This window comes from Nocardia sp. NPDC060255 (genome assembly GCF_042727395.1).
In the GTDB taxonomy this organism is placed as follows: Bacteria; Actinomycetota; Actinomycetes; order Mycobacteriales; family Mycobacteriaceae; genus Nocardia.
The window spans coordinates 90,127-112,284 of the sequence record NZ_JBHXAU010000007.1 but is presented as its reverse complement, the minus strand read 5'-3'; the positions used below and the strand labels follow the sequence as shown (position 1 = coordinate 112,284).

20 protein-coding genes and 1 tRNA gene are annotated in these 22,158 nt (G+C 66.7%); 13 read left to right on the top strand and 8 right to left on the bottom strand.

What is annotated here, in order from left to right:
- The first annotated feature begins 29 nt into the window (after positions 1-29).
- The 4 genes from ACFWF1_RS15870 (at position 30) to ACFWF1_RS15855 (ending at position 3,667) form a co-directional block, all read left to right on the top strand.
- On the top strand, positions 30-917 hold the full coding sequence (locus ACFWF1_RS15870; RefSeq protein WP_379282694.1) for a GAF and ANTAR domain-containing protein: 888 nt from the start codon (positions 30-32) through the stop codon (positions 915-917).
- 15 nt (positions 918-932) lie between these two features.
- Positions 933-1,688, top strand: coding sequence for an ANTAR domain-containing protein (locus ACFWF1_RS15865; RefSeq protein WP_379282693.1), 756 nt, complete (start codon positions 933-935; stop codon positions 1,686-1,688).
- Positions 1,689-1,840: 152 nt separating this feature from the next.
- On the top strand, positions 1,841-2,572 hold the full coding sequence (locus ACFWF1_RS15860; protein ID WP_379282692.1) for a phosphoribosyltransferase: 732 nt from the start codon (positions 1,841-1,843) through the stop codon (positions 2,570-2,572).
- A gap of 192 nt (positions 2,573-2,764) precedes the next feature.
- Positions 2,765-3,667, top strand: coding sequence for an STAS domain-containing protein (locus tag ACFWF1_RS15855; RefSeq protein WP_379282901.1), 903 nt, complete (start codon positions 2,765-2,767; stop codon positions 3,665-3,667).
- A gap of 3 nt (positions 3,668-3,670) precedes the next feature.
- Here ACFWF1_RS15855 and ACFWF1_RS15850 read toward each other — a convergent pair whose 3' ends face one another.
- Entirely contained in the window at positions 3,671-4,315 is a 645-nt protein-coding gene (locus tag ACFWF1_RS15850; RefSeq protein WP_379282900.1) for a PAS and ANTAR domain-containing protein, read from the bottom strand.
- A 267-nt stretch (positions 4,316-4,582) separates the two neighbouring features.
- Between ACFWF1_RS15850 and ACFWF1_RS15845 the strand changes: the two genes are divergently transcribed.
- Together ACFWF1_RS15845 and ACFWF1_RS15840 are read left to right on the top strand one after the other, a co-directional pair.
- Positions 4,583-5,032: an anti-sigma factor gene (locus ACFWF1_RS15845; RefSeq protein WP_379282691.1), complete on the top strand. Its 450-nt coding sequence runs from the start codon at positions 4,583-4,585 to the stop codon at positions 5,030-5,032.
- The gene (locus ACFWF1_RS15840) at positions 5,022-5,855 is read left to right on the top strand and encodes an RNA polymerase sigma factor SigF (protein WP_379282690.1); all 834 of its coding nucleotides are present in this window, start codon (positions 5,022-5,024) and stop codon (positions 5,853-5,855) included. The genes ACFWF1_RS15845 and ACFWF1_RS15840 overlap by 11 nt, the downstream gene beginning before the upstream one ends.
- Positions 5,856-5,860: 5 nt before the next feature.
- On the opposite strand, the gene ACFWF1_RS15835 is transcribed toward ACFWF1_RS15840, so the two are convergent.
- Entirely contained in the window at positions 5,861-6,367 is a 507-nt protein-coding gene (locus ACFWF1_RS15835; protein WP_379282689.1) for a flavin reductase family protein, read from the bottom strand.
- Between the two features lie 115 nt (positions 6,368-6,482).
- On the bottom strand, positions 6,483-6,845 hold the full coding sequence (locus tag ACFWF1_RS15830; RefSeq protein ID WP_379282688.1) for a MerR family transcriptional regulator: 363 nt from the start codon (positions 6,843-6,845) through the stop codon (positions 6,483-6,485).
- A 53-nt stretch (positions 6,846-6,898) separates the two neighbouring features.
- Here ACFWF1_RS15830 and ACFWF1_RS15825 point away from each other — a divergent pair, with 53 nt between their 5' ends.
- A complete protein-coding gene (locus tag ACFWF1_RS15825; protein ID WP_379282687.1) occupies positions 6,899-7,552 on the top strand; it encodes an NAD(P)H-dependent oxidoreductase in 654 nt (217 codons plus the stop codon).
- Here the strand turns inward: ACFWF1_RS15825 and ACFWF1_RS15820 are convergent.
- On the bottom strand, positions 7,476-7,931 hold the full coding sequence (locus tag ACFWF1_RS15820) for a YdeI family protein (RefSeq protein WP_379282686.1): 456 nt from the start codon (positions 7,929-7,931) through the stop codon (positions 7,476-7,478). The genes ACFWF1_RS15825 and ACFWF1_RS15820 overlap by 77 nt on opposite strands.
- A 158-nt stretch (positions 7,932-8,089) precedes the next feature.
- Between ACFWF1_RS15820 and ACFWF1_RS15815 the strand changes: the two genes are divergently transcribed.
- From ACFWF1_RS15815 to ACFWF1_RS15800, 4 genes are all read left to right on the top strand, one after another.
- Entirely contained in the window at positions 8,090-8,524 is a 435-nt protein-coding gene (locus ACFWF1_RS15815; protein ID WP_379282685.1) for a hypothetical protein, read from the top strand.
- 61 nt (positions 8,525-8,585) lie between these two features.
- Positions 8,586-11,462, top strand: coding sequence for an ATP-binding protein (locus tag ACFWF1_RS15810; protein WP_379282684.1), 2,877 nt, complete (start codon positions 8,586-8,588; stop codon positions 11,460-11,462).
- 230 nt (positions 11,463-11,692) lie between these two features.
- Positions 11,693-14,449: an ATP-binding protein gene (locus tag ACFWF1_RS15805; RefSeq protein WP_379282683.1), complete on the top strand. Its 2,757-nt coding sequence runs from the start codon at positions 11,693-11,695 to the stop codon at positions 14,447-14,449.
- Positions 14,450-14,599: 150 nt separating this feature from the next.
- Positions 14,600-17,239, top strand: coding sequence for an ATP-binding protein (locus tag ACFWF1_RS15800; RefSeq protein WP_379282682.1), 2,640 nt, complete (start codon positions 14,600-14,602; stop codon positions 17,237-17,239).
- Between the two features lie 190 nt (positions 17,240-17,429).
- Here the strand turns inward: ACFWF1_RS15800 and ACFWF1_RS15795 are convergent.
- A tRNA-Ile gene (locus ACFWF1_RS15795) sits at positions 17,430-17,503 on the bottom strand.
- 119 nt (positions 17,504-17,622) lie between these two features.
- On the opposite strand from ACFWF1_RS15795, the gene ACFWF1_RS15790 reads away from it, so the two are divergent.
- Positions 17,623-18,054: a nitroreductase family deazaflavin-dependent oxidoreductase gene (locus tag ACFWF1_RS15790; protein ID WP_379282680.1), complete on the top strand. Its 432-nt coding sequence runs from the start codon at positions 17,623-17,625 to the stop codon at positions 18,052-18,054.
- A gap of 6 nt (positions 18,055-18,060) precedes the next feature.
- Here the strand turns inward: ACFWF1_RS15790 and ACFWF1_RS15785 are convergent, their stop codons facing one another.
- Together ACFWF1_RS15785 and ACFWF1_RS15780 are read right to left on the bottom strand one after the other, a co-directional pair.
- A complete protein-coding gene (locus ACFWF1_RS15785) occupies positions 18,061-18,231 on the bottom strand; it encodes a hypothetical protein (protein ID WP_379282679.1) in 171 nt (56 codons plus the stop codon).
- A gap of 55 nt (positions 18,232-18,286) precedes the next feature.
- Positions 18,287-19,294 (bottom strand): zinc-binding dehydrogenase, encoded by a 1,008-nt coding sequence (locus ACFWF1_RS15780; protein ID WP_379282678.1) that lies wholly within the window; start codon positions 19,292-19,294, stop codon positions 18,287-18,289.
- 574 nt (positions 19,295-19,868) lie between these two features.
- Between ACFWF1_RS15780 and ACFWF1_RS15775 the strand changes: the two genes are divergently transcribed.
- The gene (locus ACFWF1_RS15775) at positions 19,869-20,381 is read left to right on the top strand and encodes a hypothetical protein (protein ID WP_379282677.1); all 513 of its coding nucleotides are present in this window, start codon (positions 19,869-19,871) and stop codon (positions 20,379-20,381) included.
- On the opposite strand, the gene ACFWF1_RS15770 is transcribed toward ACFWF1_RS15775, so the two are convergent.
- Entirely contained in the window at positions 20,378-22,156 is a 1,779-nt protein-coding gene (locus ACFWF1_RS15770; protein WP_379282676.1) for an SDR family oxidoreductase, read from the bottom strand. The two genes, ACFWF1_RS15775 and ACFWF1_RS15770, sit on opposite strands and share 4 nt — an antisense overlap.
- Positions 22,157-22,158: the final 2 nt, after the last annotated feature.

Here is a 22,158-nt window from a genome sequence, read left to right as displayed (position 1 = left end):
TAGTGGCGCAAGCCGGTAGGCTTACCAATGTGCGGTCGTATTCGGACGCTCACCAGGAAATCGCCCGTGAGTGGCGGGAATTCAGCGCCGAGCGAGAACGTGCCGCTCGCGCGGCAGCGGTGGCCGCGAAATACGAGACACAGGCCACCCAGCAGCCGTCGTCGATGCAGCCGTTCCGGCAGCGCATGGCAGAGCTGCATCGACAGATCGAAAGTCGCCACCTCGCCTGCGCGCGACTGCATCGGATACACGCGCTGCGCCTGCAGCGGTGGCGTATCGGCGATCGGGCCGCGCTGCGGCCCGTCTTCATGGCCGCGGTAGCGCAGCACCTCGGCATGGACAGCGCCGCGGTCACCCTATTCGGCCAGACGGGTGCGGAACTGCTGGTCGCGGCCTCGGACATTACCGCGCGGGCCGCGCACGACCTCGAACTACTGATCGGCGAGGGGCCGGCTCGCGACGCATTGGACGGCCGGGCATTCGTCACCGAGGAGGGTATCGGGATGGCCGCGCGCTGGCCGCACTACGGCCCGGCGCTGACCGAACTCGGCGTTCGGTCGGTGGTCGCGGTCCCGTTGCGCTCCTCGCGCCTGCTCGGTTCCCTCTGCATATTCACCAACCGAAACGGCCCATGCATCGAAATCACCTCGGCCGCCGAGGAAGTGGCCGACGCCCTCGCCAATACGGTGCTGCTCGCCTCGTACGGGACCGACGACGACGGTGCGCCGCAAGGCACCCTGTTCGACGATGCCGACTACCTCACCGCCGTTCATCAGGCCGTCGGTATGGTTGCCGTGCAATGCGGTTGCGATCTCGACGCCGCGCTGGCCCTGTTGCGCGGACGCGCCTTCGCCGAAGGCATTGCCCTCTCGGAAATCTCGCGCCGCGTACTGGAGGACGGATACCAATTATGTTGACCGTCAGGGTATTCAATGGCTGAAGAGCTCGCGTTAGGGATGTCGGAGTTGACGGCGCTGCTATTGACCGGCAGCGATGTCGCCGAATCATTGTGCGCCATCGCCGATACCGTCGTCCGGATGCTGCCGGACCACCCGATGGCGGGGGTTACCTTGACCCGCGAGCACGGCACCATCGTTGGCGGTTCGAGTAGCGCGCACGCCATGCTCATGGCGGAATCCCGATTCAGCGACGGGTCTTACCCGGGCCAACAGGCCATCGACACCGCGCAACAGGTTTCGGTGCCCGATGTCGCGGTGGAGCACCGTTGGGGCGACTATTCGACCCGAATGCTGGCCCACGGGGTCAAATCCATCTACGTCCAACCACTTTCGTCGAACGGCGAGGCAGTCGGCGCACTATCGCTCTACTCGACCAAGCCGAACGGCTTCACCGACCGGATCCAGCGGGCGAGCGCCCTCACGGCCGAACATATCGGCACGCTGCTCGCCGTCGCGGCCGACACCGCCCGGCAGGCCAAGCTGACCGAACAACTGCGCGCGACATTGGCCTCCCGCTCCACCATCGATCAGGCGCTCGGCATCGTGATGGCCGAACGCCGATGCGACCGCGACGCGGCTTTCGAGGTACTACGAGACAGGTCCCAGCGGCGCAATGTCCGCGTCGCGGATTTGGCGGTAGAGATCATCGAGACGGTGACCGGCAGTAAACCCGCCGCGCCGCACTTCGTCGAGCCGGGCCAGGCGTCGCGTCAGCACCGCCGATCGTGATCGATCCACTCCCCCAACACAGTTCGGACACTCAACGGCCGACGGCCGGGCAAACCAGCAACGAAAGCGATACCGCCGGGTAGAATTGGCGATGTCCTCCTGAGTCCTGAAGCGCGGCTCCGGATTCAGCCACTCGACTCTCGGGGGACGACATGGATGATCCCGCGTTATCCAATGCCCATACCGATCACCGCGCACACCCGCGCCCGCTGTTCCTCGACCGGCGCGACGCGGGCCGTCGGCTAGCAGATCGTTTGCAGGCCTTCCGCGGCCCGGATGTCGTCGTCCTCGGCGTCCCGCGCGGCGGCATCACCGTGGCGTGTGAGATCGCCGACCACCTGCGACTGCCGCTCGACACGATCGTCGTCAACAAGCTCCGCGTGCCCTATCGGCCGGATCTGTCCTTCGGCGCGATCAGCGAGGACGACACCAGGATCATCGACGAGGTCGTCGTGCGCAGCGCCTTCCTGACCGCCGAGGAGCTCGCCGAGACCGAATCATTCGAGCGCGCGAGTCTGCGCCGCCGGTCCGAACGGTTCCGACGGCACAGTCCGCCAACGAAGTTGAGCGGACGCACCGCACTGGTCGTCGACGACGGCGTCACCACGGGCATCACCGCACGCACCGCCTGCCGAGCCGCTTACCGTCGCGGCGCGGTCCGTGTTGTCCTGGCCGTCCCGGTGGCGCCGCACCGGATCGTGCGAACGCTGGCCTATCACGCGGACAAAATCGTGTGCTTGGAAACGCCGCCCCAACCCCGCCTGCTCGACCAGTCCTACCTGCGCTGCGACCCGGTGACCGACACCGATGTCGCCTATCTGCTCAGTGGGCACGGGTCGGCACCGAGGGCGCGGGAACGACTTCGCCTGGCAGAGAGCGGATAAAGAAGCAGCCGCCGGGATACCCTCGTCGCCGCGCCCGAAACCGGGTCCGGCCCCTTTCGATGGCTGCACCGCCCGCGATAGGTATACGATTCTGCGGGCGGTGAAACGGTCCAACAACAGGCCGGCCACCGTATTTTTCGAGCACGCAAGTCAGACGTGCGTGGGATGGACCGGGAGGCGGCATTGTCCGAGATGTCGATTACTGCTTTCGCGGCGGACACCAGCTCCAACGGTGTCAGCGAGGGTCTGCTTTCCGAACTGGTCGAGCACCTGCGGCAGAACCGCACCGTCCTGCGTGAGGAGTGGGCGCGCCGCATTACCGAGGCCCAATTGCTGACCGCCATGACGCCCGACGAAATGTTCTCCGAGGCGACGTCGGTCTACGACAACTACGTGGCCGTGCTGGAAACCGGTTCGGTGGAGGCGCTGCAGGATTACGCGCGCGATCTGTCCGAGCGCATCATTCCGAGAGGCGTCGAAACCGACGAGGTTCTCGGCATCGTGCTGCTGCTGCGCGACGTGCTGGCCCGCTCGCTGTTCGAGAAATACCAGGCGGATTTCCAGCTGCTGAACGCGGTGCTCGACGCCTACGAACCGGCCGCGAACCGCATCGCCAATACCGTAGGCGTTTCCTTCGTCGAGGAACGTGAACGCATCATCCGCCAGCAGCAGGAGGCGATCCGCGAGCTGTCCACGCCTGTTCTCCAGGTGCGTGAACAGCTGCTCATCCTGCCGATCATCGGCGTGCTCGACGGGCAGCGGGCCCGGCAGCTCACCGAACAGCTGCTGCGCGCGATCCGGGCCAATCGCGCCAAGGTGGTCGTCATCGATATCACCGGTGTGCCGACCATCGACTCCACCGTGGCCAACCACCTGGTCCAGACCGTCGACGCGTCCGGCCTGATGGGTGCGAGCGTGATCATCACGGGTCTGTCCTCGGAGATCGCGCTGACGCTGGTCACCATCGGGCTCGACCTGTCCAAGATGAACGCGGTCGGCGATCTGCAGGGTGGCATCGAGGAGGCCGAACGACTGCTCGGCTACGAGGTCAGCCGCAGCGGCACCGGCGAAACCACGCGGCGACCGGAAGCCTGACCGCTACTCGGTGTGCTCGTGCACGGTCAGCAGCAGATGATCGAACGCGGTCTGCACCTGCGGCGGTGCCGGCGGCAAGGTGTCGAGTGCGGCGATGATCCGGATGGCCAGCGTGCGCAGCTTGACGTTGGTTTCCTGTGACCGCCACTGCAGCACCCGGAAGGCCTGCTCGGCGTTGAGCCGGTAGACCCGCATCAGCACGCCCTTGGCCTGCTCGATCACCGCCCGCGCCTCGAAAAGCTCCGGCAGTGTGCCCGCGAGCATCTCCTGACGCTGTTCGTCGATGGTTTCGGTCAGGTCGACGTAGTAGCCGGTGGTGCCGACGACCGCGCCGCCCTCGGTCATGGTGTCGCCGAAGACGATCACGTGCCGAATCTGGCCGGTGGTGTCGATGATGCGGTGGCGGCTGCAGAACGGCTCGGCATTGCGCAACGACTTGGCGATCGTCTCCGCGACTTGCGCACGGTCGTCCGGATGCTTGTGCGACAGCAGCAATTCCGTCGTCGGTGTCACCGTGCCCGGCTCGTACCCGTGCATCACGGCGACCTCGTCCGACCATTCCCACCGCTGATCGGCGAACCAGAAATTGAAGCTGCCGGTCGCCTGCGGTGTGCCGCCACCGACCACCTGAACGACCGCGTGGGTCATCCCTTCAGTGGCCGTCGCGCCTGTTTCCATCACCGGGTAAGTATGCGCGCTACCTGCGGTTTTTGTGCCGTGCCGAGGGTCGTCCGCTCGTGTCGGAATCATAATGAAACACCGCACATTCAGAGTCTTTGTGCCCTGCCCGGCGGGACTTTGTGCCCTATCCGCGCGGGTAAGACGAGTCACATCGCGGCGGCCCGATATCGGCTCTCGGATTGGGGCCACGCTTCGCGGGTATGGCCGGAGTGAATCGTTAGGGAGGCGGTGAACATGATGAAGGTGGATTCCGGTGTCTCGACACCACCCCGGACGGCGGTGGTCGCGCACCAAGTGGCCCTCGAACTGGCGGCTGAGCCGCACGAACTGGGGATGTTGCGTGCGCTCACCGATACCACGTGCATGATGGCCGATGTCACGCTCGATGCGATCCCGGATATTCGGCTGGTGCTCAGCGAAGCGGCGACCGCGTTGATGCTCGACGCGGTGCCCGGCTCGACCCTGCGGTGTGCGTTCACCTACAACCGACGGCGGATCAGCGTACGGATCAGCGCGACGACGACAAAGGATGTCGAAGTGAGTCGCGATCCGCTGAGCTGGCAGTTGGTGCAGGTGCTCACCGATTCGGCCGAGATGATCCAGGGCTCTTTTGATCTCGACGCGGGCGGGTATCCGACAGCCATCGAATTCAGTTGGGAACGAGGGACATCCGATGCAACGTGAGTTCACCACCGACCTGGCCGATGCGCCGCGACGCACGAGTTCACGCGGCGACAGCTATGACAACATCGAGCCATGGTTCGAGAAGATGGCGACACTCGCGGCGGACGACCCGCATCGAAATGACTTGCGCGAGGAAGTGACCCGGCTGTGTCTGCCGCTGGCCGAGCACATCGCGCGTAAATTCTCCGGCCGCGGTGAGGCTTTCGACGATCTGCAGCAAATCGCCAGGGTGGGTTTGCTTCTCGCGATCGACCGCTTCGACGTCTCGCGCGGCAGTTCATTCCTGTCCTTCGCCGTTCCGACGATCATGGGCGAGGTGCGCAGGCACTTCCGGGATCGGACCTGGGCGGTGCGAGTTCCGCGCAGGCTCAAGGAGATTCAGCAGCTGATCGGGCCCGTCACCGAAACATTGTCGAACCGGCTCGGGCGAGTGCCCACGGCCAGGGAGATCGCCGCCGAGCTCGAGGTCGAGCTCAGCGAGGTCACCCAGGCGCTGATCGCGCGCAACGGTTATCAGACCAGCTCGATCGACGGGGTCACCCGCGACGACGGCGAGAACTCGCCGCTGCCGGTCACCGCGGGACTCGGCGCCGATGAACCGTGCTACGAGCTGCTGGAGCAGTCGATGACGGTGCGTCCGTTGATCGCGGCGCTGCCCGCGCGGGAGCGACGGGTGCTGATCATGCGGTTCTTCGAATCGCTGACGCAGGCGCAGATCGCCGAGCAGTTGGGTGTTTCCCAGATGCAGGTGTCGCGCATTCTGTCGAAGACGCTGAACACCCTGCGTGAACAGGCCTCGGACGAACCCGCCCAGGTGGCCTGACGCGTTTATGCCACGTGGCCTGGCTTCAGGTCGGCGACGGAGTTATAGCGCAACGGTTCGATCGACGAAGACGGAGCCGAGGACTCCTCGGGCGCGATGAGCATGCCGACGTGATCGCCGAGGTCGTGCCGTTCGAGGATGCGTCCGGTGAACCAGCCCGCGGCCGCAGCCAAGATGGGCAGCTCGGCCGGGCCCGGCGCCCACTTGCAGTGCGCGAACTTGTTGATGTCGTCGCCGGTCTCCGCGCCGAAAAGCGCTGCCAGCGAAGACTGTTCCCGGCCGAGCAGATGCACGGCGAGGTGTTCGGCGGCCATCGCGACGCCGAAGGTGAAATTGTTCTTGGAGATGCCGACCAGGAACCGCGGCGGTTCGATACTCACCTGCGAGGTGAAGCCGACCAGGCAGCCCGCCTGGCGGCCGTCGGCTCGGGCGGTCACGACGAACACCGGGTAGTCGGCGGCCGCGATCACCGCGTCGAAACCGGGTCTAGCTGCTGTGGCGTTGTCCGACATGGTCCTCGCGCTCGGCTCGGCCGCGACCCTGACCGCGCGTTCGGCTCGGCTCGGGACCCCGGCAAGTGGGCAGTCCGTAACCCACAGTACGAGAGTTGCCGGGTTGCAGCGGTGGTCAGCGACCGATAGTGATGTCCTGGCGGAGTTTGATGAGGTTGGCCTTCTCGGCGAGCAGGCGTTCGATGCCTGCGTCCAATTGCCGGGTGCGCTCGTCGAGTTGCGCGAGCACATCGTCGCGATCCTGGTCGGTGGCACTGTGCGGGGCGGTGCACGCGATGTGGATCACGGCGGCGGCTTCGGACAGGGAGAGGCCGGAGGCGAGCAGGCAGCGAATGTCGTGCACCGTCTGGACGTCCTCTTCGCGATAATGCCGGTAGCCGTTGGGGTCGCGTCGCGGGGTGAGCACGCCCGCGTTCTCGTAGTGGCGCAGCATCCGCGGGCTCGCGCCCGTGCGCTCGCTCAAATCCTTGATCTGCACCCGCGAGCTCCTCGCTTGACATTGACGTTAATGTCATACCTTACCTTGGCCGTATGACGAACGAACGGAGTCGGCCGAACGTACTGCTCGTGGTGTCCCACCCGGATCACGAGTCCGCCACCTGGGCTATCGCCCGCGCGGTCGAGCAGGGCATTCAAGCGGACGGAAGTACCACTGCCACCACGCATGACCTGACGGCGGCGGGCTTCAACCCCGCATTCACCGCAGCGGACCTCGCGGTCCACCGACTGCTCAGCGACGTGCCCGCCGACGTGCGGCGCGAGCAAGAGTTGATCGAGTCGGCCGATGTCGTCGCCCTGCTGTTCCCGGTCTACTGGTGGTCGATGCCCGCCTTGGCCAAGGGCTGGATCGATCGCGTATTCAGCCGAGGCTGGGCCTACGAGAACACCTCCCCCAACGGACCGAGCGCGATCAATGAGCTGCACTACATCGCGCTGGCAGGCGTCAACCAGGACAGTTTCGATCGCCGCGGCTACAAGGACTCGATCACACTCCAGCTGCACGAGGGCATCGCCGGCTACTCCGAGATCGCCCAATCCTCCATCGAAATCCTCTACGGCACCGAAACCAGTGACCCGCAAGCACATCAGGACCTCGCCGCCCAGGGCTTCAAACTCGGCGCCGACCTGGCCCAGCGTGCGCAAGCGGCGTTCGACCGGTCTGCGCGAGTGACACGCCCCGAGTAGGCGCGGTCGTCTGCGCCCACGCAGCCGCCCACCGCCCGTCCGCCTCGGCCGCCCGGATCGCCAGCAATCCGGGCGGCCGCATCCGTCCTACCGCGATCAGCGCCTCGGCCTTCCCGACATTGATCCGCGACCAAGGACTCTTCGCCCGCCGCGGCGAATACCGCTGCAGGTAGTAATGCTCGTCGAGCCCCTTGCGATGACTATCGATCCACCCGTAGCAGAGCGCCACGTCGAGCGCCTCGCCGATCGTCAGCCCGTCCGCCCCCTTCTTGGCGATCACCAACCACACACCCGCCGATTCGTCATGCCGGTCGGCCAGCCACGAATCCCAATGCGCCGCATCGGGAAAACGGACAGAACCTGCATCAATGCTTGCCATGACACTCATCATCCACACCGAAGTGCTCACCAAATGAGCACTTTGATTCGGTGCCATGACCGCGCTGGCCGAGATCGCGCGCCTGCGAACCAATCCAACAACCAACTCGGGTCCGAATAGCGGGATGGTCCACCACCCCCAGAAACGAGGCCCACCCCGTGCCCTACCGCCCCACCCACCTCACCGCGGCCGGCATCACCACCTTCGCCACCCTGCTCGCCCTCGCCCCCACCGCCCAAGCCGAAACAACCTCCCCGACCTACCGCTGCGAAACTTTTGCCCCCGGCAAGCCCGCCCCCGGCGACAAGAAGCCCACCCCCATCACCGCCAGCAAGTGCACCGCCACCAACGCCCCCGAAAAAGGCCCCATCACCGGCTTCTTCTTCATCCTCGACAAAACCGTCTTCTACGTCTGCGGCATAGCCCCCAACGGCACCTTCGCCCCCGCCACAAAAGAATCCGGCACCGCCGACCTCCCCACCAAACTCACCGCCACCCGCTGCTGGGCCTTCAAAACCGACGGCAAATTCTCCCCCGAACAATTCGAACAAGAACTCGCCAAGCAAACCAAGGAGAAGGGCGCGCCGAAGTAACGGTGGTGCGGGCGGGGCTCGCACCGGCGGGGCACGGACCAGGCCATTATCGTGTGGTGCTGTGGGTGGCGAGGGAACGGAGCTAGGCCGGGGCGGAGGTCGTGGCGAGGACTCTTCGCCGCGGGCACTGTTCGTGCGCAGGTTGGCCGAACTGTGGGCCGCCGCAGGGAATCCCACGTTGCAGCGTGTCGCGGCGGCCACCGAGGAACGGCTGAAAGCCGCACGCACACCGGCGCAAAGCCAGCGCTCATCGATGCAACGCATCAGCGACTGGCGCGCCGGACGCAACGTGCCGTCTCGTTTCGAATCGCTGGATCCGGTGCTGGTGACACTGATCGCGCTCGCCCGGCAGACACCCGGTCCCGTTCCGTCGGTCTTGTCGAACCGGTCGGCCTGGCGGCGGTTGTGGAAGGCGGCGAGCAGTCAGCCCGTCCGCCCTACGGTGCTGACCTCGCTGCGCCGCGATATCCCCACGCTCGTCGGTCGCGACGCCGAACTGCGGCGCATCCTCGAGGCCGCAGGGCCAGGCCGGGTGGTCTCTATTCACACCATCGATGGCATGCCTGGCATCGGGAAGACCGCGTTGGTTACTCGTGCGGCACATCTGCTGTCGGAGGTGTTTCCCGATGGCAGGTTCTTCGTCGAACTGAACTCACACACCCCGGGACAAATGCCAGCGGATCCCGCCGATGTGCTGGCTACCCTGCTCACCGGCCTGGGCATCGCACCGAGCCATATTCCGGACTCCCTCGACGCACGCCGTGACCTGTGGCGCGACCGGGTGTCCGCCAAGCGGATGCTGCTGGTTCTCGATGATGCCCGCGACCACGACCAGATCGAACCGTTGCTACCCACCGGACCCGAATGCCTCACGCTGATCACCAGCCGCCGTCGGCTCATCGCCTTGGACGATGCGCTCCCGCTGCCACTGGACACCCTCGACCCCGACAGTGCCATCGGCCTGTTCTGCCAACTGGCACAACGCAACCCGCACGGCGATGACATCACGGCGGTCGCCGAGATCGTCCGATTGTGCGGGTACCTACCCCTGGCGATCGTGCTGCTGGCCGGCCGGCTCGCCCACCACCCCGCCTGGACGCTCACCGGCCTCGCCGCGGAATTCCGCACCGCCCAAGACCGACTCAGCGAACTCGACGCGGGCAAACGCCCGGTGCGCGCCGCATTCACCGCCTCCTACGACAACTTGCCACCCCGCAGACAACTACTGTTCCGCACGCTGGGACTCCATCCGGGCACCGACTTCGACGCGTATGCCGTTGCCGCACTGAACGATATCCCGCTCGCCGAGGCACGAACCGAACTCGACGCGCTGTACACCGACAACCTCATCCAAGAGACCACACCCGGCCGCTACTGCATGCACGACCTGGTGCGGGAATACGCGCGCGCCTTGGCCGCCACGTCGACCAGCGATGGCGACAGTGCGGTCGATCGACTGCTGGACTACTACCAGCGCACCGCGGCGGCGGCAGACGGATGGCTGGCCCGAAGACCCCGCTTCGCCGACGGCAACCGGACCTCCGGCCTGGTACGCGGATTCGATGATGAGTTGCACGCCCTGGCCTGGCTGCGTACCGAGCGAGCCAACCTGCTCACCTGCGTCGAGTACGCCGCCGACCGCGATCGCGCCCGCATGGTCGGACTGAGCGAGGCGCTGGCGACCCTGCTGGAACTCGAAGGCCCGTGGTCAACGGCCCTGCGGCTACACCAGCGCGCCGCCGAGGCTGCGGATCGCCTCGGCAACCGCCTCGGCCTCGCCAACGCCCTCACCAACCTCGCCATCGTGCTGTGGCGGACCGGAGAGTTCGAGCGACCCACCGATCTGCTCCGGCAGGTTCTGCCCCTGTGCCGGGAGACCGGCTCCCGCGACGGCGAAGCCGAAACCCTGGCCAATCTCGCAGGCTTACAACGCGACACCGGTAACTATCCGCGCGCCGCTGACCTACTCCAGCAGGCCCTGACCTTGTATCGGGCAATCGGTTACGCCAACGGCGAGGCCTGCACCCTGTCCAGACTCGGCGGCTTACACCGAGACACCGGTAACTATCGGCAGGCCGCCGACCTGCTCCGACAAGCTTTGATCCGCTTCCGGGTGACCGGCTACAGCATCGGTAAAGCTGGCGCGCTCAACTTGCTCGGCAGCGTGTACCACGAGACCGGAGACTACGGACAAGCCACCAGCACACTGCTGCGTGCCGTGGCGCTGTACCGGGAGATCGGCTATCGCACCGGCGAAGCCACCGCCCTCGGCAACCTCGGTCTCGTGCACCGCGCGATCGGGGATCACGGTCAGGCCGCCGAGCTGATCCAGCAGGCATTGGCCCTGTGCCGGGAAAGCGGCCACCGCATCGGCGAAGCCAACAACCTCAACAATCTCGCGATCGTGCGACGGGACACAGCCGACCACGAGCAGGCCGCAAGCCTTTCCCGGCAAGCGCTGACCTTGTTCCGGGAAACCGGCCACCGCATCGGCGAGGCCGACGCACTCACCAACCTCGGCGCCGTCCGTCTCGAGATGGGCGACCACGACCGGGCCGCCGAGCTCTCCCGGCAAGCGCTGGACCTGTCGCGGGAGATCGGCTACCGCGTCAACGAAGCCGAGATACTCACCACCATCGCGAAGGCGCTGTTAGCGTCCGGCAACCCGGATGCGGCGCTGACCATGTTCACCGCCGTGTCGACCGTGGCCGACGACATCGACAGCCGAATCCAGCAAGCCCGCGCCTCGGAAGGCATCGCCCGCTGCCACGTCGCCCTCGGCGACACCGCCACCGCCGTCGCCCACCTGCGGCACGCCATCGACCTCTACCGCCACCTGGGCGCATCCGAAACCGATGCCGCGACAACCTATCTCGCCACGCTCGAACCCCCACCGCCCGAGCCCTCGAGATCGACTCCCGCGCACCGGCCCGGATAACTGGACGCCGCTGATCCCCTCCACCTGCGGCACCTCGACCATCACTCCTGGATGGCGCCGCAATCATCACTGGAAACACTGAAGTACCGCCAAGACAGATCCATCGATCCACCCTGAATCAGCAGGTAGAACCCCACAGATCGAAATTCCGGTCCGGAGAACACCGGAGCATCTGATCGTCGGAAGCAACCTGTCGAACATGCGGGCGTATGCCGTTATCGTGTGTTGCTGTGCGTGGGGAGCGAGCGGAGACCGGGCGGGACGGACGTAGTGGCGACGTCTCGTCGCCGCGAGCGCTGTTCGTGGCCAGGTTGGGGGAACTGTGGGAGGCCGCGGGCAATCCGACGCTGCAACGGGTCACGGCCGCCACCGAAGAACGGACGAAAGCAGCGCGCACGCCAGCGCAGAGCCATCGGTCGTCTATGCAGCGCATCAGCGACTGGCGCAGCGGACGCAATGTGCCCTCCCGATTCGAATCGCTGGACCCGGTACTGGTCACGTTGATCGCGTTGGCCAGGCAAACACCCGGCCCTGTTCCCTCGGTCTTGTCGAACCGGGCCGGTTGGCGACGTTTATGGAAAGCGGCAAGCACTCAACCCGTCCGCCCCACGGTGCTGACCTCACTGCGACGCGATATCCCTACCTTCGTCGGCCGCGACGTCGAGGTACAGCGGATCTTGGAGGCCGCCGGACCGGGCCGGGTGGTATCCATCCACACCATCGACGGCATGCCAGGCGTCGGCAAAACCGCACTCGTCACCCGCGCGGCACATCTGCTGTCAGACGGGTTCCCGGACGGCCGGTTCTTCGTCGAATTGAATTCGCACACCCCAGGACAGACACCTGCGGATCCCACCGACGTGCTGGCCACCCTGCTCACCGGGCTCGGCATCACACCCGGCCACATCCCGGACTCCCTCGACGCACGGCGGGACCTGTGGCGCGACCGCATCTCCAGCAAGCGGGTACTGCTGATCCTCGACGACGCCCGCGACCACAACCAGATCGAACCCTTGCTGCCCACCGGGCCGGAATGCCTGACTTTGATCACCAGCCGCCGCCGACTCGTCGCCCTCGATGACGCTCTCCCACTACCACTGGACACCCTCGACCCCGACAATGCCATCGACCTGTTCTATCGGTTGGCCCAACGCGACCCGCACGGCGACGACATCACGGCCGTCGCCGAGATCGTCCGGTTATGCGGACGCCTGCCGCTCGCGATCGTGCTGCTGGCCGGTCGTCTCGCCCACCACCCCGCCTGGACACTCACCGGCCTCGCCGAAGAATTCCGTAGCGCCCAGGATCGACTCGGCGAACTCGACGCCGGACAACGCGCGGTCCGCGCCGCACTCACGGCCTCCTACGACAACCTGCCACCCCGCAGACAACAACTATTCCGCACGCTGGGCCTACACCCCGGCACCGACTTCGACGCCTACGCCGTCGCCGCACTCAACGACATCCCACCCACCGAAGCCCGCACCGAACTCGAGGCGCTCTACACCGACAACCTCATCCAAGAGACCACACCCGGCCGGTACCGCCTGCACGACCTGGTGCGCGAATACGTGCGCGTCCTCACCTCGGCAGTGCCATCCGGCAACGACGAAGCGGTACAGCGGCTACTGGACTACTACCGCCGCACCGCCACAGCGGCGGACCGCTGGCTGACGCGCAGGCCACGCCCCGACGACGGCGGCCTCGTCGTGGCAGGTGCCGTGATCCGGGAATTCAGCGACGAGATGCGCGCACTGGCGTGGATGCGTACCGAACGAACCAACCTGCTCGCCTGCATCGAATACACCGCCGACCGCGATCCGGCGGGAATGGTCGAGCTGACCGAGGTGCTCGCGGCATTGTTCGAGCGCGACGGTCCGTGGTCATCGGCCGTGCGGCTGCATCAGCGCTCCGCCGCGGCCGCGGACCGCCTCGGCAGCCACCTCGGCCAGGCCAACGCCCTCATCAATCTCGGCATCGTGCAGTGCCATACCGGGAAGCGACCCGTCGACCTGTTCCGACAAGCCCTCGCCCTGTACCGGGCGATCGGCCACCACATGGGCGAAGCCGACACCCTGGCCAACCTCGGCGGCCTATACCGATACATCGGCGACTATAGGCAGGCCGTCGAGCTGCTCCGGCAGGCCTTGACCTTGTACCGGGCGATCGGACATCCCCTGGGCGAAGCCGACACCCTGGCCAAATTCGGCCGCGTACTCCGCGACACCGGCGACTACGGCCAGGCCGCAGCAATGCTCCAACAAGCCCTGATCCTGTTCCGCGAGAACGGCTTCCGCCTCGGCGAAGCCAACACGCTCAGCATCCTGGGCGCCGTGCACCGCGAGACCGGAGACTATGCACAGGCCACCGACTTGCTGCTCCGTGGTGCGGCGCGGTCCCGAGAACTCGGCAATCGCGACGGCGAAGCCCTCGCCCTCGGCAACCTCGGCCTCGTGCGCCACCACATCGGAGATCACGAGCAGGCCACCGCCCACATCCAGCACGCATTGACCATTTTCCGGGAAATCGGCCACCAGCGCGGCGAAGCCACCAACCTCAACAACCTCGCGACGGTGTATCAGGAAATAGGCAACCACGAGCAGGCCGCAAGCCTGTCCCGACAGGCCCTGACCTTGTTCCAAGAGACCGGTTTCCGCCTCGGCGAGGCCGAAGCACTCACCAACACCGCGAAGGCGCTGTTGGCATCCGGCAAACCCGCCGAGGCGTTGCCGATATTCACCGCCGCGTCGACCGTAGCCGGTTGCATCGACAGCCGAATTACGCAAGCCCGTGCCGCGGAAGGCCTCGCCCGCTGCCAAGCCGCCCTCGGCGACACCGCCACCGCCACCACTAACCTGCGCCACGCCATCGACCTCTACCGCCACCTGGGCGCCTCCGAAACCGATACCGCGACAACCTATCTCGCAGCACTCGAAGCCCTCCCGACCGAGCCCTCGAGATCGACTCCCGCGCATCGGCCCGGATAACTGGACGCCGCTGATCCCTCCACCTGCGGCACCTCGACCTGTCGAACCTGCGGCCCGAGACCGTTATCGTGTGTTGCTGTGCGTGGCAAGACAACGGAGACCGGCCGGGACGGAGGTTCTGGCGAAGACTGCTCGCCACGAGCGCTGTTCGTGACCAGGTTGGCCGAACTCTGGGAGGCCGCAGGCAATCCCACGCTGCAGCGAGTCGCGGCCGCCACCGAGGAACGACTGAAGGCCGCCCGCACACCGGCACAGAATCAGCGCTCATCGATGCAGCGCATCAGCGATTGGCGCAGCGGGCGCAACGTGCCATCCCGTTTCGAATCGTTGGATCCAGTGCTGGTGACACTGATTTCGCTGGCCCGGCAAGAATCTGGTCCCGCCCTCCCCTCATCATTATCGAACCGGTCGGCCTGGAAGCGTTTGTGGAAGGCGGCCAGCACTCAACCCGTACGCCCCACGGTGCTGACCTCGCTGCGACGCGATATCCCCACCTTCGTCGGCCGCGACCTCGAGGTAAAACGGATCGTGGACGCCGCAGGACCAGGCCGGGTGGTCTCCATCCACACCATCGACGGCATGCCCGGTGTCGGGAAAACCGCGCTGGTCACCCGCGCGGCGCATCTGCTCTCGGACCGGTTTCCTGACGGCAGGTTCTTCGTCGAATTGAATTCGCACACTCCGGGGCAGGTGCCCGCAGATCCCATCGACGTGCTGGCCACGCTGCTCACCGGGCTCGGTATCGCACCGAAGCACATTCCGGATTCCCTAGAAGCACGACGAGACCTGTGGCGCGACCGCGTCGCCGCCAAGCGGGTGCTGTTGATCCTCGACGACGCCCGCGACCACAACCAGATCGAACCATTGCTGCCGACCGGGCCGGAATGCCTGACCTTGATCACCAGCCGCCGCCGACTCATCGCCCTCGACAGCGCCCTCCCACTGCCACTGAACACCCTCGACCCCGACAGCGCCATCGACCTGTTCTGCCAACTGGCACAACGGAACCCGTACGGCGACGACACCGCAGCCGTCACCGAGATCGTCCGATTGTGCGGATACCTACCACTGGCGATCGTGCTACTGGCCGGCCGACTCGCCCACCATCCGGTGTGGACACTCACTGGGCTGGCCGAGGAGTTCCGCGCCGCCCGTGATCGGCTCGGTGAACTCGATGGCGGTCAGCGCGCAGTTCGTGCTGCGTTAACCGCTTCCTACGACAATCTGCCATCCGGTAGGCAGCGACTGTTCCGCATGCTGGGAGTACATCCGGGCCCCGACTTCGACGCCCATGCCGTTGCCGCGTTGAACGACATCTCCCTCGTGGAAGCCCGAACCGAACTCGACGCTCTGTACACCGACAACCTCGTCGAGGAGACAACACTCGGTAGGTACCGCTTGCACGACCTGGTGCGCGAATACGCGTGCGCCCTCGCCGCCGCGTCATCCAGCGACGGAGGCGGTGCGCGATCACGGCTGCTTGACTATTACCAACGCACCGCGGCGGCGGCGGACCGATGGCTGACGCGCAGGCCACGGCTTGCCGACGGCAACAACTCCGCCGCCGTGCCCGGTGCTCTGGTGCGAGAATTCGACGACGACGTGCACGCGCTGACATGGATGCGTACCGAGCGAGCCAATCTGCTCGCCTGTGTCGAGTACACCGCCGATCACGATCCGGCACGCATGGTCGACCTGACCGAGGTGCTGACAGCATTGCTGGAACGCGAAGGATCGTGGTCATCGGCCCTGCGGCTGCACCGGCGCGCCGCCACGGCCGCGGACCATCTCGGCGACCGCATCGGCCACGCCAACGCCCTCACCAACCTGGGCATCGTGCAGTGGTCGACCGGGAAGCCCCTCGTCGACCTGATCCGGCAGGCATTGAACCTGTACCGGGAGGCCGGGTATCCCGTCGGCGAAGCCGACACCTTGGCCATCCTCGGCGGCTTACACCGGCACACCGGTGACTATGGGCAGGCCGCCGACCTGCTCTGGCAGGCCCTGACGTTGTACCGGGAGACCGACCATCCCATCGGCGAAGCCGACACGCTGGCCAGACTCGGCTGCATATTCCGGGATACCGGCGACTACGAGCAGGCCACGGACCTGCTCCAGCAAGCCTTGATCCTGTTCCGAGAGACCGGGTACCGCCTCGGCAAAGCCGACGCTCTCAACATGCTCGGCAGCGTGCACCGCGAGACTGGGGACTACGGACAAGCCACCGACGTTTTGCTGCCCGCCGTGGCACTGTTCCGCGAAATCGGCAACCCCAGCGGCGAAGCCACCGCCCTCGGCAACCTCGGCCTCGTGCGCCACCACATCGGGGATCACGAGCAAGCCGCCGCCCACATCCAGCACGCATTGACTCTGTTCCGGGAAATCGGCAACCCCGTCAGCGAAGCCACCAACCTCAATAACCTCGCGACGGTGCGCCGGGAAACGGGCAACCTCGAGCAGGCCGCAAGCCTGTCCCGACAAGCCTTGAATTTGTTCCGGGAGACCGGCTTCCGCCTCGGCGAAGCCGAAGCACTCGCCAACCTCGGCGCGGTCTACCTCGCGATCGGCGATCCCGAGCGCGCCGCCGACCTCTCCCAGCAGGCGCTGGACCTGTTTCGGAAGATCGGCCACCGTGCAAAGGAAGCCGAGGCCGCCAACACCGCGAAAGCACTGTTGGCGTCCGGCAAACCGAGCGAGGCGTTGACAATGCTCAGCGCCACGCCGACCGCAGCCGACGGCATCGATATAAACGGCAGCCGCGTCATCGAGACCCTGCGCGACGTGTTCTAAAACCACAGCCTTGCGGATCACTGGGAGGAGTCCGGGGCACGGCCTCGGGACCGGCGTACCGGGATGGGGGTCCGGGGGGCGCAGCCCGCCGAGTGGGGCGTGGAGGCTTCGCCCCCCGCAAAATTCGAGCGAAACGAGCCAGGCGAATGCGCCGCATGAGCACAGCTCACGTACGAGTGCAGCGGGTTTGTGGGGCGGGCGGGGCTCGAACCCGCGACCAATGGATTATGAGTCCACGGCTCTAACCGACTGAGCTACCGCCCCTGTTCTGCGGGTGAACCGCAGGCGTGGGGGATGCTACCGGCTGGGGTGGGGCTTGCACCAGTTGGACCCGGGGTGGCGGTTAGGGTTGGGCGTCCGGCAACCGATCTGGAGGGTCGATCATGTCGAGTGTGTTCGCGAATGTGCTGAAGGTGCATCAGTGGGTGTACGAGAACAGCGGCGGGCTGGTGGGGCACCGGGTGCTGTTCGGCAATCCGACGTTGCTGCTGCGGACGGTGGGGCGCAAGACGGGGCAGGCGCGCACGTCGGCGCTGACGTATGGGGAGGATGGGGCGGACTACTTGGTGACGGCGTCCAATGGTGGATCGCCGCGGCCGCCGGGGTGGCTGGCGAATGTGAAAGCCAAGCCGGAGTGTGAGATTCAGATCGGGCGGCGCACGATTGCGGTGGTCGCGCGGCCCACGTATCCGGAGGATGCGGACTATGCCCGCCGGTTCGCGATCGTCGATAAGATCAACAAGGGGCGTTACAGCGCCTATCAGAAGATGACCGAGCGGCCCATCCCCGTGGTGGTGCTGACGCCGGTCGGCTGAGCAGGGTCAGTCCCGCTCGTCGTAGTCGTCGCGGTCATCCCAGTGGCCGTCGTAGTCGTCAGGATCGTCTCTGTCCCAACGTCTCTCGTCGGCCGGGGGTCTGCTGGCGATTTGCACGACCAGGATGACGACGGCGAGCACTACGAGAACCACACCAACAACGATCAGAGTCTCCACGCAGGGCACCCTAGCGCCGAGCCAGGGTGCCCGCTAGGTGCTCGACCGAACGGTCTCAGACGGTAGAACCCACGGTCAGCAGGGTGCGGCCGACCGCGGTCCTGGATTCGATGGCGGCGTGCGCGCTTTCGGCGTCGTCGAGCGGAAAGGTTTGGCCGATCACCACTTCCAGCCGCCCGGCCGCGGCCTCGGCGAGGGAGCGCTCGGCCAGCGCAGGCCAATCGGTGCCGGCGTCGGTGATGTCGAACAGCGCGTAGACGGTGATGCCGCGCGCCGACGCCGCCGCGGTGTCCAGCGCGGCGAATTCGCCTGCGGAGGCACCGTATCCATAGAACCGGCTGTTATCCGCCGCAGCGTCGAGCGCGGCCGCACCCAGCGCGCCGCCCGCACCGTCCAGCACGACGTTGACGCCCGCGCCACCGGTCGCCGCTCGGGCCTTGTCCGACCAGCCCGGTTCTGAGTAGTCCACCACGGTGTCGGCACCGAGCCGCTCGGCGAGCTCCAGTTTGATATGTCCCCGCGCCGCAGCGACGACGTGCGCGCCGGCCGCACGGGCGAGCTGAATCAGCAAGGTGCCCAAGCCACCACCGGCCGCGGTGATCAGCACCCACTCCCCCGGTTGGATCGCGGCCCGATCGAACACCGCGAACGCCATCCGGCCATCGTGCGCCAGCGCCACCGCCTGCGACAGGCTCAACCCCGCGGGCACGGCGGTGAGCGATTCGACCTTGGCCAAGGCCTTTTCGGCGTAACCGCCGATCGGCTGGCCACCACCGATCTGGCTGGCCGCCGTCGAGGTGGTGACGCGCCTACCGACCCAGGACGAATCGACACCGTCGCCCACCGCGCTGACCACCCCGGCGACGGCACCACCCGGCACGTACGGCGTCGCCAGCTTGAAATACTCGCCACCCCAGCCGCTACGCAAACGGGTGTCCAGGAACATCACATCCGCGGCGGCCACATCGACCACGACCTCGCCCGCCCCGGCGACCGGCTCGGGCACTTCCCGCACCGAAAGCACTTCGGGTCCACCGAATTCCACTGCCTGCACAGCCCGCATGACCATCCTCCATCGCTTCCCTGATTCGTCCGACAGGGACCAGCATGGAACCTCAATCAACGTTGAGGTCAAGACGAGTGTCAGCTATTACGCTCAGCGCGTAATCAGCGCGCCCCACGGACACCGGTCAGGAACTACCGCCACCACAGCTGGAACTGCTCCCACCGCCACAGCTGCTGCTACTCCCACCACCACAGCTAGAACTGCTCCCGCCGCCGCAACTGCTTCCACCACCACAGCTACTGCCCCCGCTGTCGTGATGACCACCGTGCTGGTGATGCCCGCCGCCGTGCCCCGTATCCCAGCCACCACTACAGCTACTCGACGAACCACCGTCCGAACCGGCGTACCCGGCGGCCCCCGCCGCCCAGTACGGGTCCGAACTGTCGTAACCCCCGCCGTTTCGCCGTTGCGTACCCCGGTGGGGCGGCACCCGCCTGTTGCGGAAAGCCCTGGCGATCAATCCGATGATGACGAATGGCGTCGCGAACACCAGCACAATGACCACCAGCGCGATCAGGACCTCACCCATTCCTGAACCGTAACGGCCCACCGCCGCTGCGTACAGTGAACTGTGCCGTCTTTCAGCTTCCGCAAGTCCCGGCCGCGCGCGATCGACCTCGCGACGGTCAACGCCACCGTCGCGGCCTTGGAGCTGCCCGAGGCCGTCTACAAGACCTCCCCGTGGCAACCCCGTGAACTCGTGGAAATCGGCCTGCGCCAATGGTTGCGCTGCTGCGGCGCGGCCATGCGCGACGGGCAGGTTATCGGCATGCCGTCACACGCCGTGGACGAGGCCTGGCACGGGTTCATTCTCTGCACCGAGCGCTACGCCGAGTTCTGCGCCGCCGCCTACGGCCGCTTCCTCCACCATTTCCCGGAAGGTGCTGGGCCGCCGAAGGTTTCGCACGGTTCGATGGGCGAGCAGCTCGGCCGCACCGTGGTGGCCTGGGCACTGGTCGCCGAGCCGGACGAGTCCTGCCTGCTGTGGGACCTGGACCGCAGGGTCGGCGTCGAACACCCGTGGGGCGTCGACGCCGAGCGCGTCGCGGCCATCGAGGCCGACCTGCGCGGCCGGTCCGCCTAGGTGAGCTTCACCCGCGCCGCGACGAACCGGCCGACCGCGGGCGCGAGCCTGCTGAAGTGGTACTGCAACCGCGCCTCCGGTGTCACCGGCACGATGCTGCGGTCCTTCTCCACGGCCCGCACGATCTGCTCGGCCACCTTCTCCGGCCCGTAACTGCGCTTGCGATAGAGGTTGTCGTAGCGCTGCTGCTTGGCCTTCTCCTCCTCGGCGCTGACACCCGAGAACCGGGTGGTGGCAACGATATTGGTGTGCACGATGCCGGGGCAGATGGTGTGCACCGAGATGCCGCGACCGGCCAGTTCCGCGCGCAGGCAGTCGGAGAACATGAACACCGCCGACTTGCTGGTGGAGTACGCGCTGAACCCCTGCTGCGGACTGTAGGCCGCCATGCTGGACAGGTTGACGATATGCCCGCCCAGACCGCGCTCGGCCATGGCGGATCCGAAGGCCCGGCAGCCGTTCAGCACGCCGCCCAGGTTGATCCGCATGACCCGGTCGAATTCCGCCGCCGAGGTGTCGAAGAACCCACCGGCCTGGCCGATTCCGGCGTTGTTGATCAGAATGTCCGGCACGCCATGGGTTTCCAGCACGATCTCGGCGTGCGCCGTGACCGCGTCCGCGTCGGACACGTCGAGCTGATACGGGTGCGCCACACCGTGTTCGGCGGCGATCAGCTCGGCGGTCTCCTTGGCCGAGTCCAGATTGATGTCCGAGAGCACGATTTCGGCGCCGCGCCGCGCGAGGGCCAGCGCCGTCTCGCGACCGATGCCGCTGCCGCCGCCGGTGATCACCACCAGCTGGTCCTCGAACCGCCCTGCGCTGCGGCCGACTTCGGCCCGGCGCAGCCCACGCGGCGCAGTCCCGCCGTTGACCGTGTCGATCAGTTCGGCGGTCGCGGTGGCCAGTAATTCGGGGTGGGAGAACGGCATCCAGTGCCCGGCGGGCACATCGCGGCGCCACAACCGCTGCACCCACTTGCGCTCGTCGTCGTATCCGGCGGGCCGGACCGCGACGTCGCGACCCGCGACGATCAACTGCACCGGCACCTCGGTGTGCCGATCCCGGGGCGAAAGCAGGCGCTGCACGATGTTCGCCCGGTAGATCAGCAGCCCGTCGACCATGTCCTGCCGGAAGGTCGGGCCGAGCGTCACATTCGCGGGCGGCGTCTCGTTCATGATCGAGACCACCCGCTGCCACCGCCGCTCGGTGCCGAGCAGACCGAACACCGCGCGCGGCAGCCCCGGTGTCATGAAGAAGAAGGTGTAGGCCGAGGACAACGTCTGCGTCAACGGCTGCCAGATGTTGCGCGGCGTCGGCCGGGACAGCCGGTTACGCATCCAGTTCGCGATGTGGTCCAGGTTCGGCCCCGAGACCGAGGTGAACGACGCGACCTGCGCGGCCGCCCTCGGCTCGCACACCGCCTCCCATACCTGCACCGAGCCCCAGTCGTGCGCGAGCACATGCACCGGCCGGTCCGGACTGACCGCGTCGACGACGGCGAAGAAGTCGCCGGCCAGCGCGTCGAGCCGGAAGTCCTCGGTGCGCCGGGTCCTGGTCGAGCGCCCGTGCCCGCGGGTGTCGTAGCTGACGACGTGGAAGCGCTGCGCGAGCAGCGGCACCACCGCGTCCCAGAGGTGATGGGTGTCGGGCCAGCCATGCACCAGCACCACGGTTTCCGCGGTCGGATCGCCGTATTCGTAGACGGCGAGCTCGAATTCGCCGCTGCGCACCGTCCGCTCGGCGGCCACCAACGCGGGTGGTTCGATGGTCGTCATCG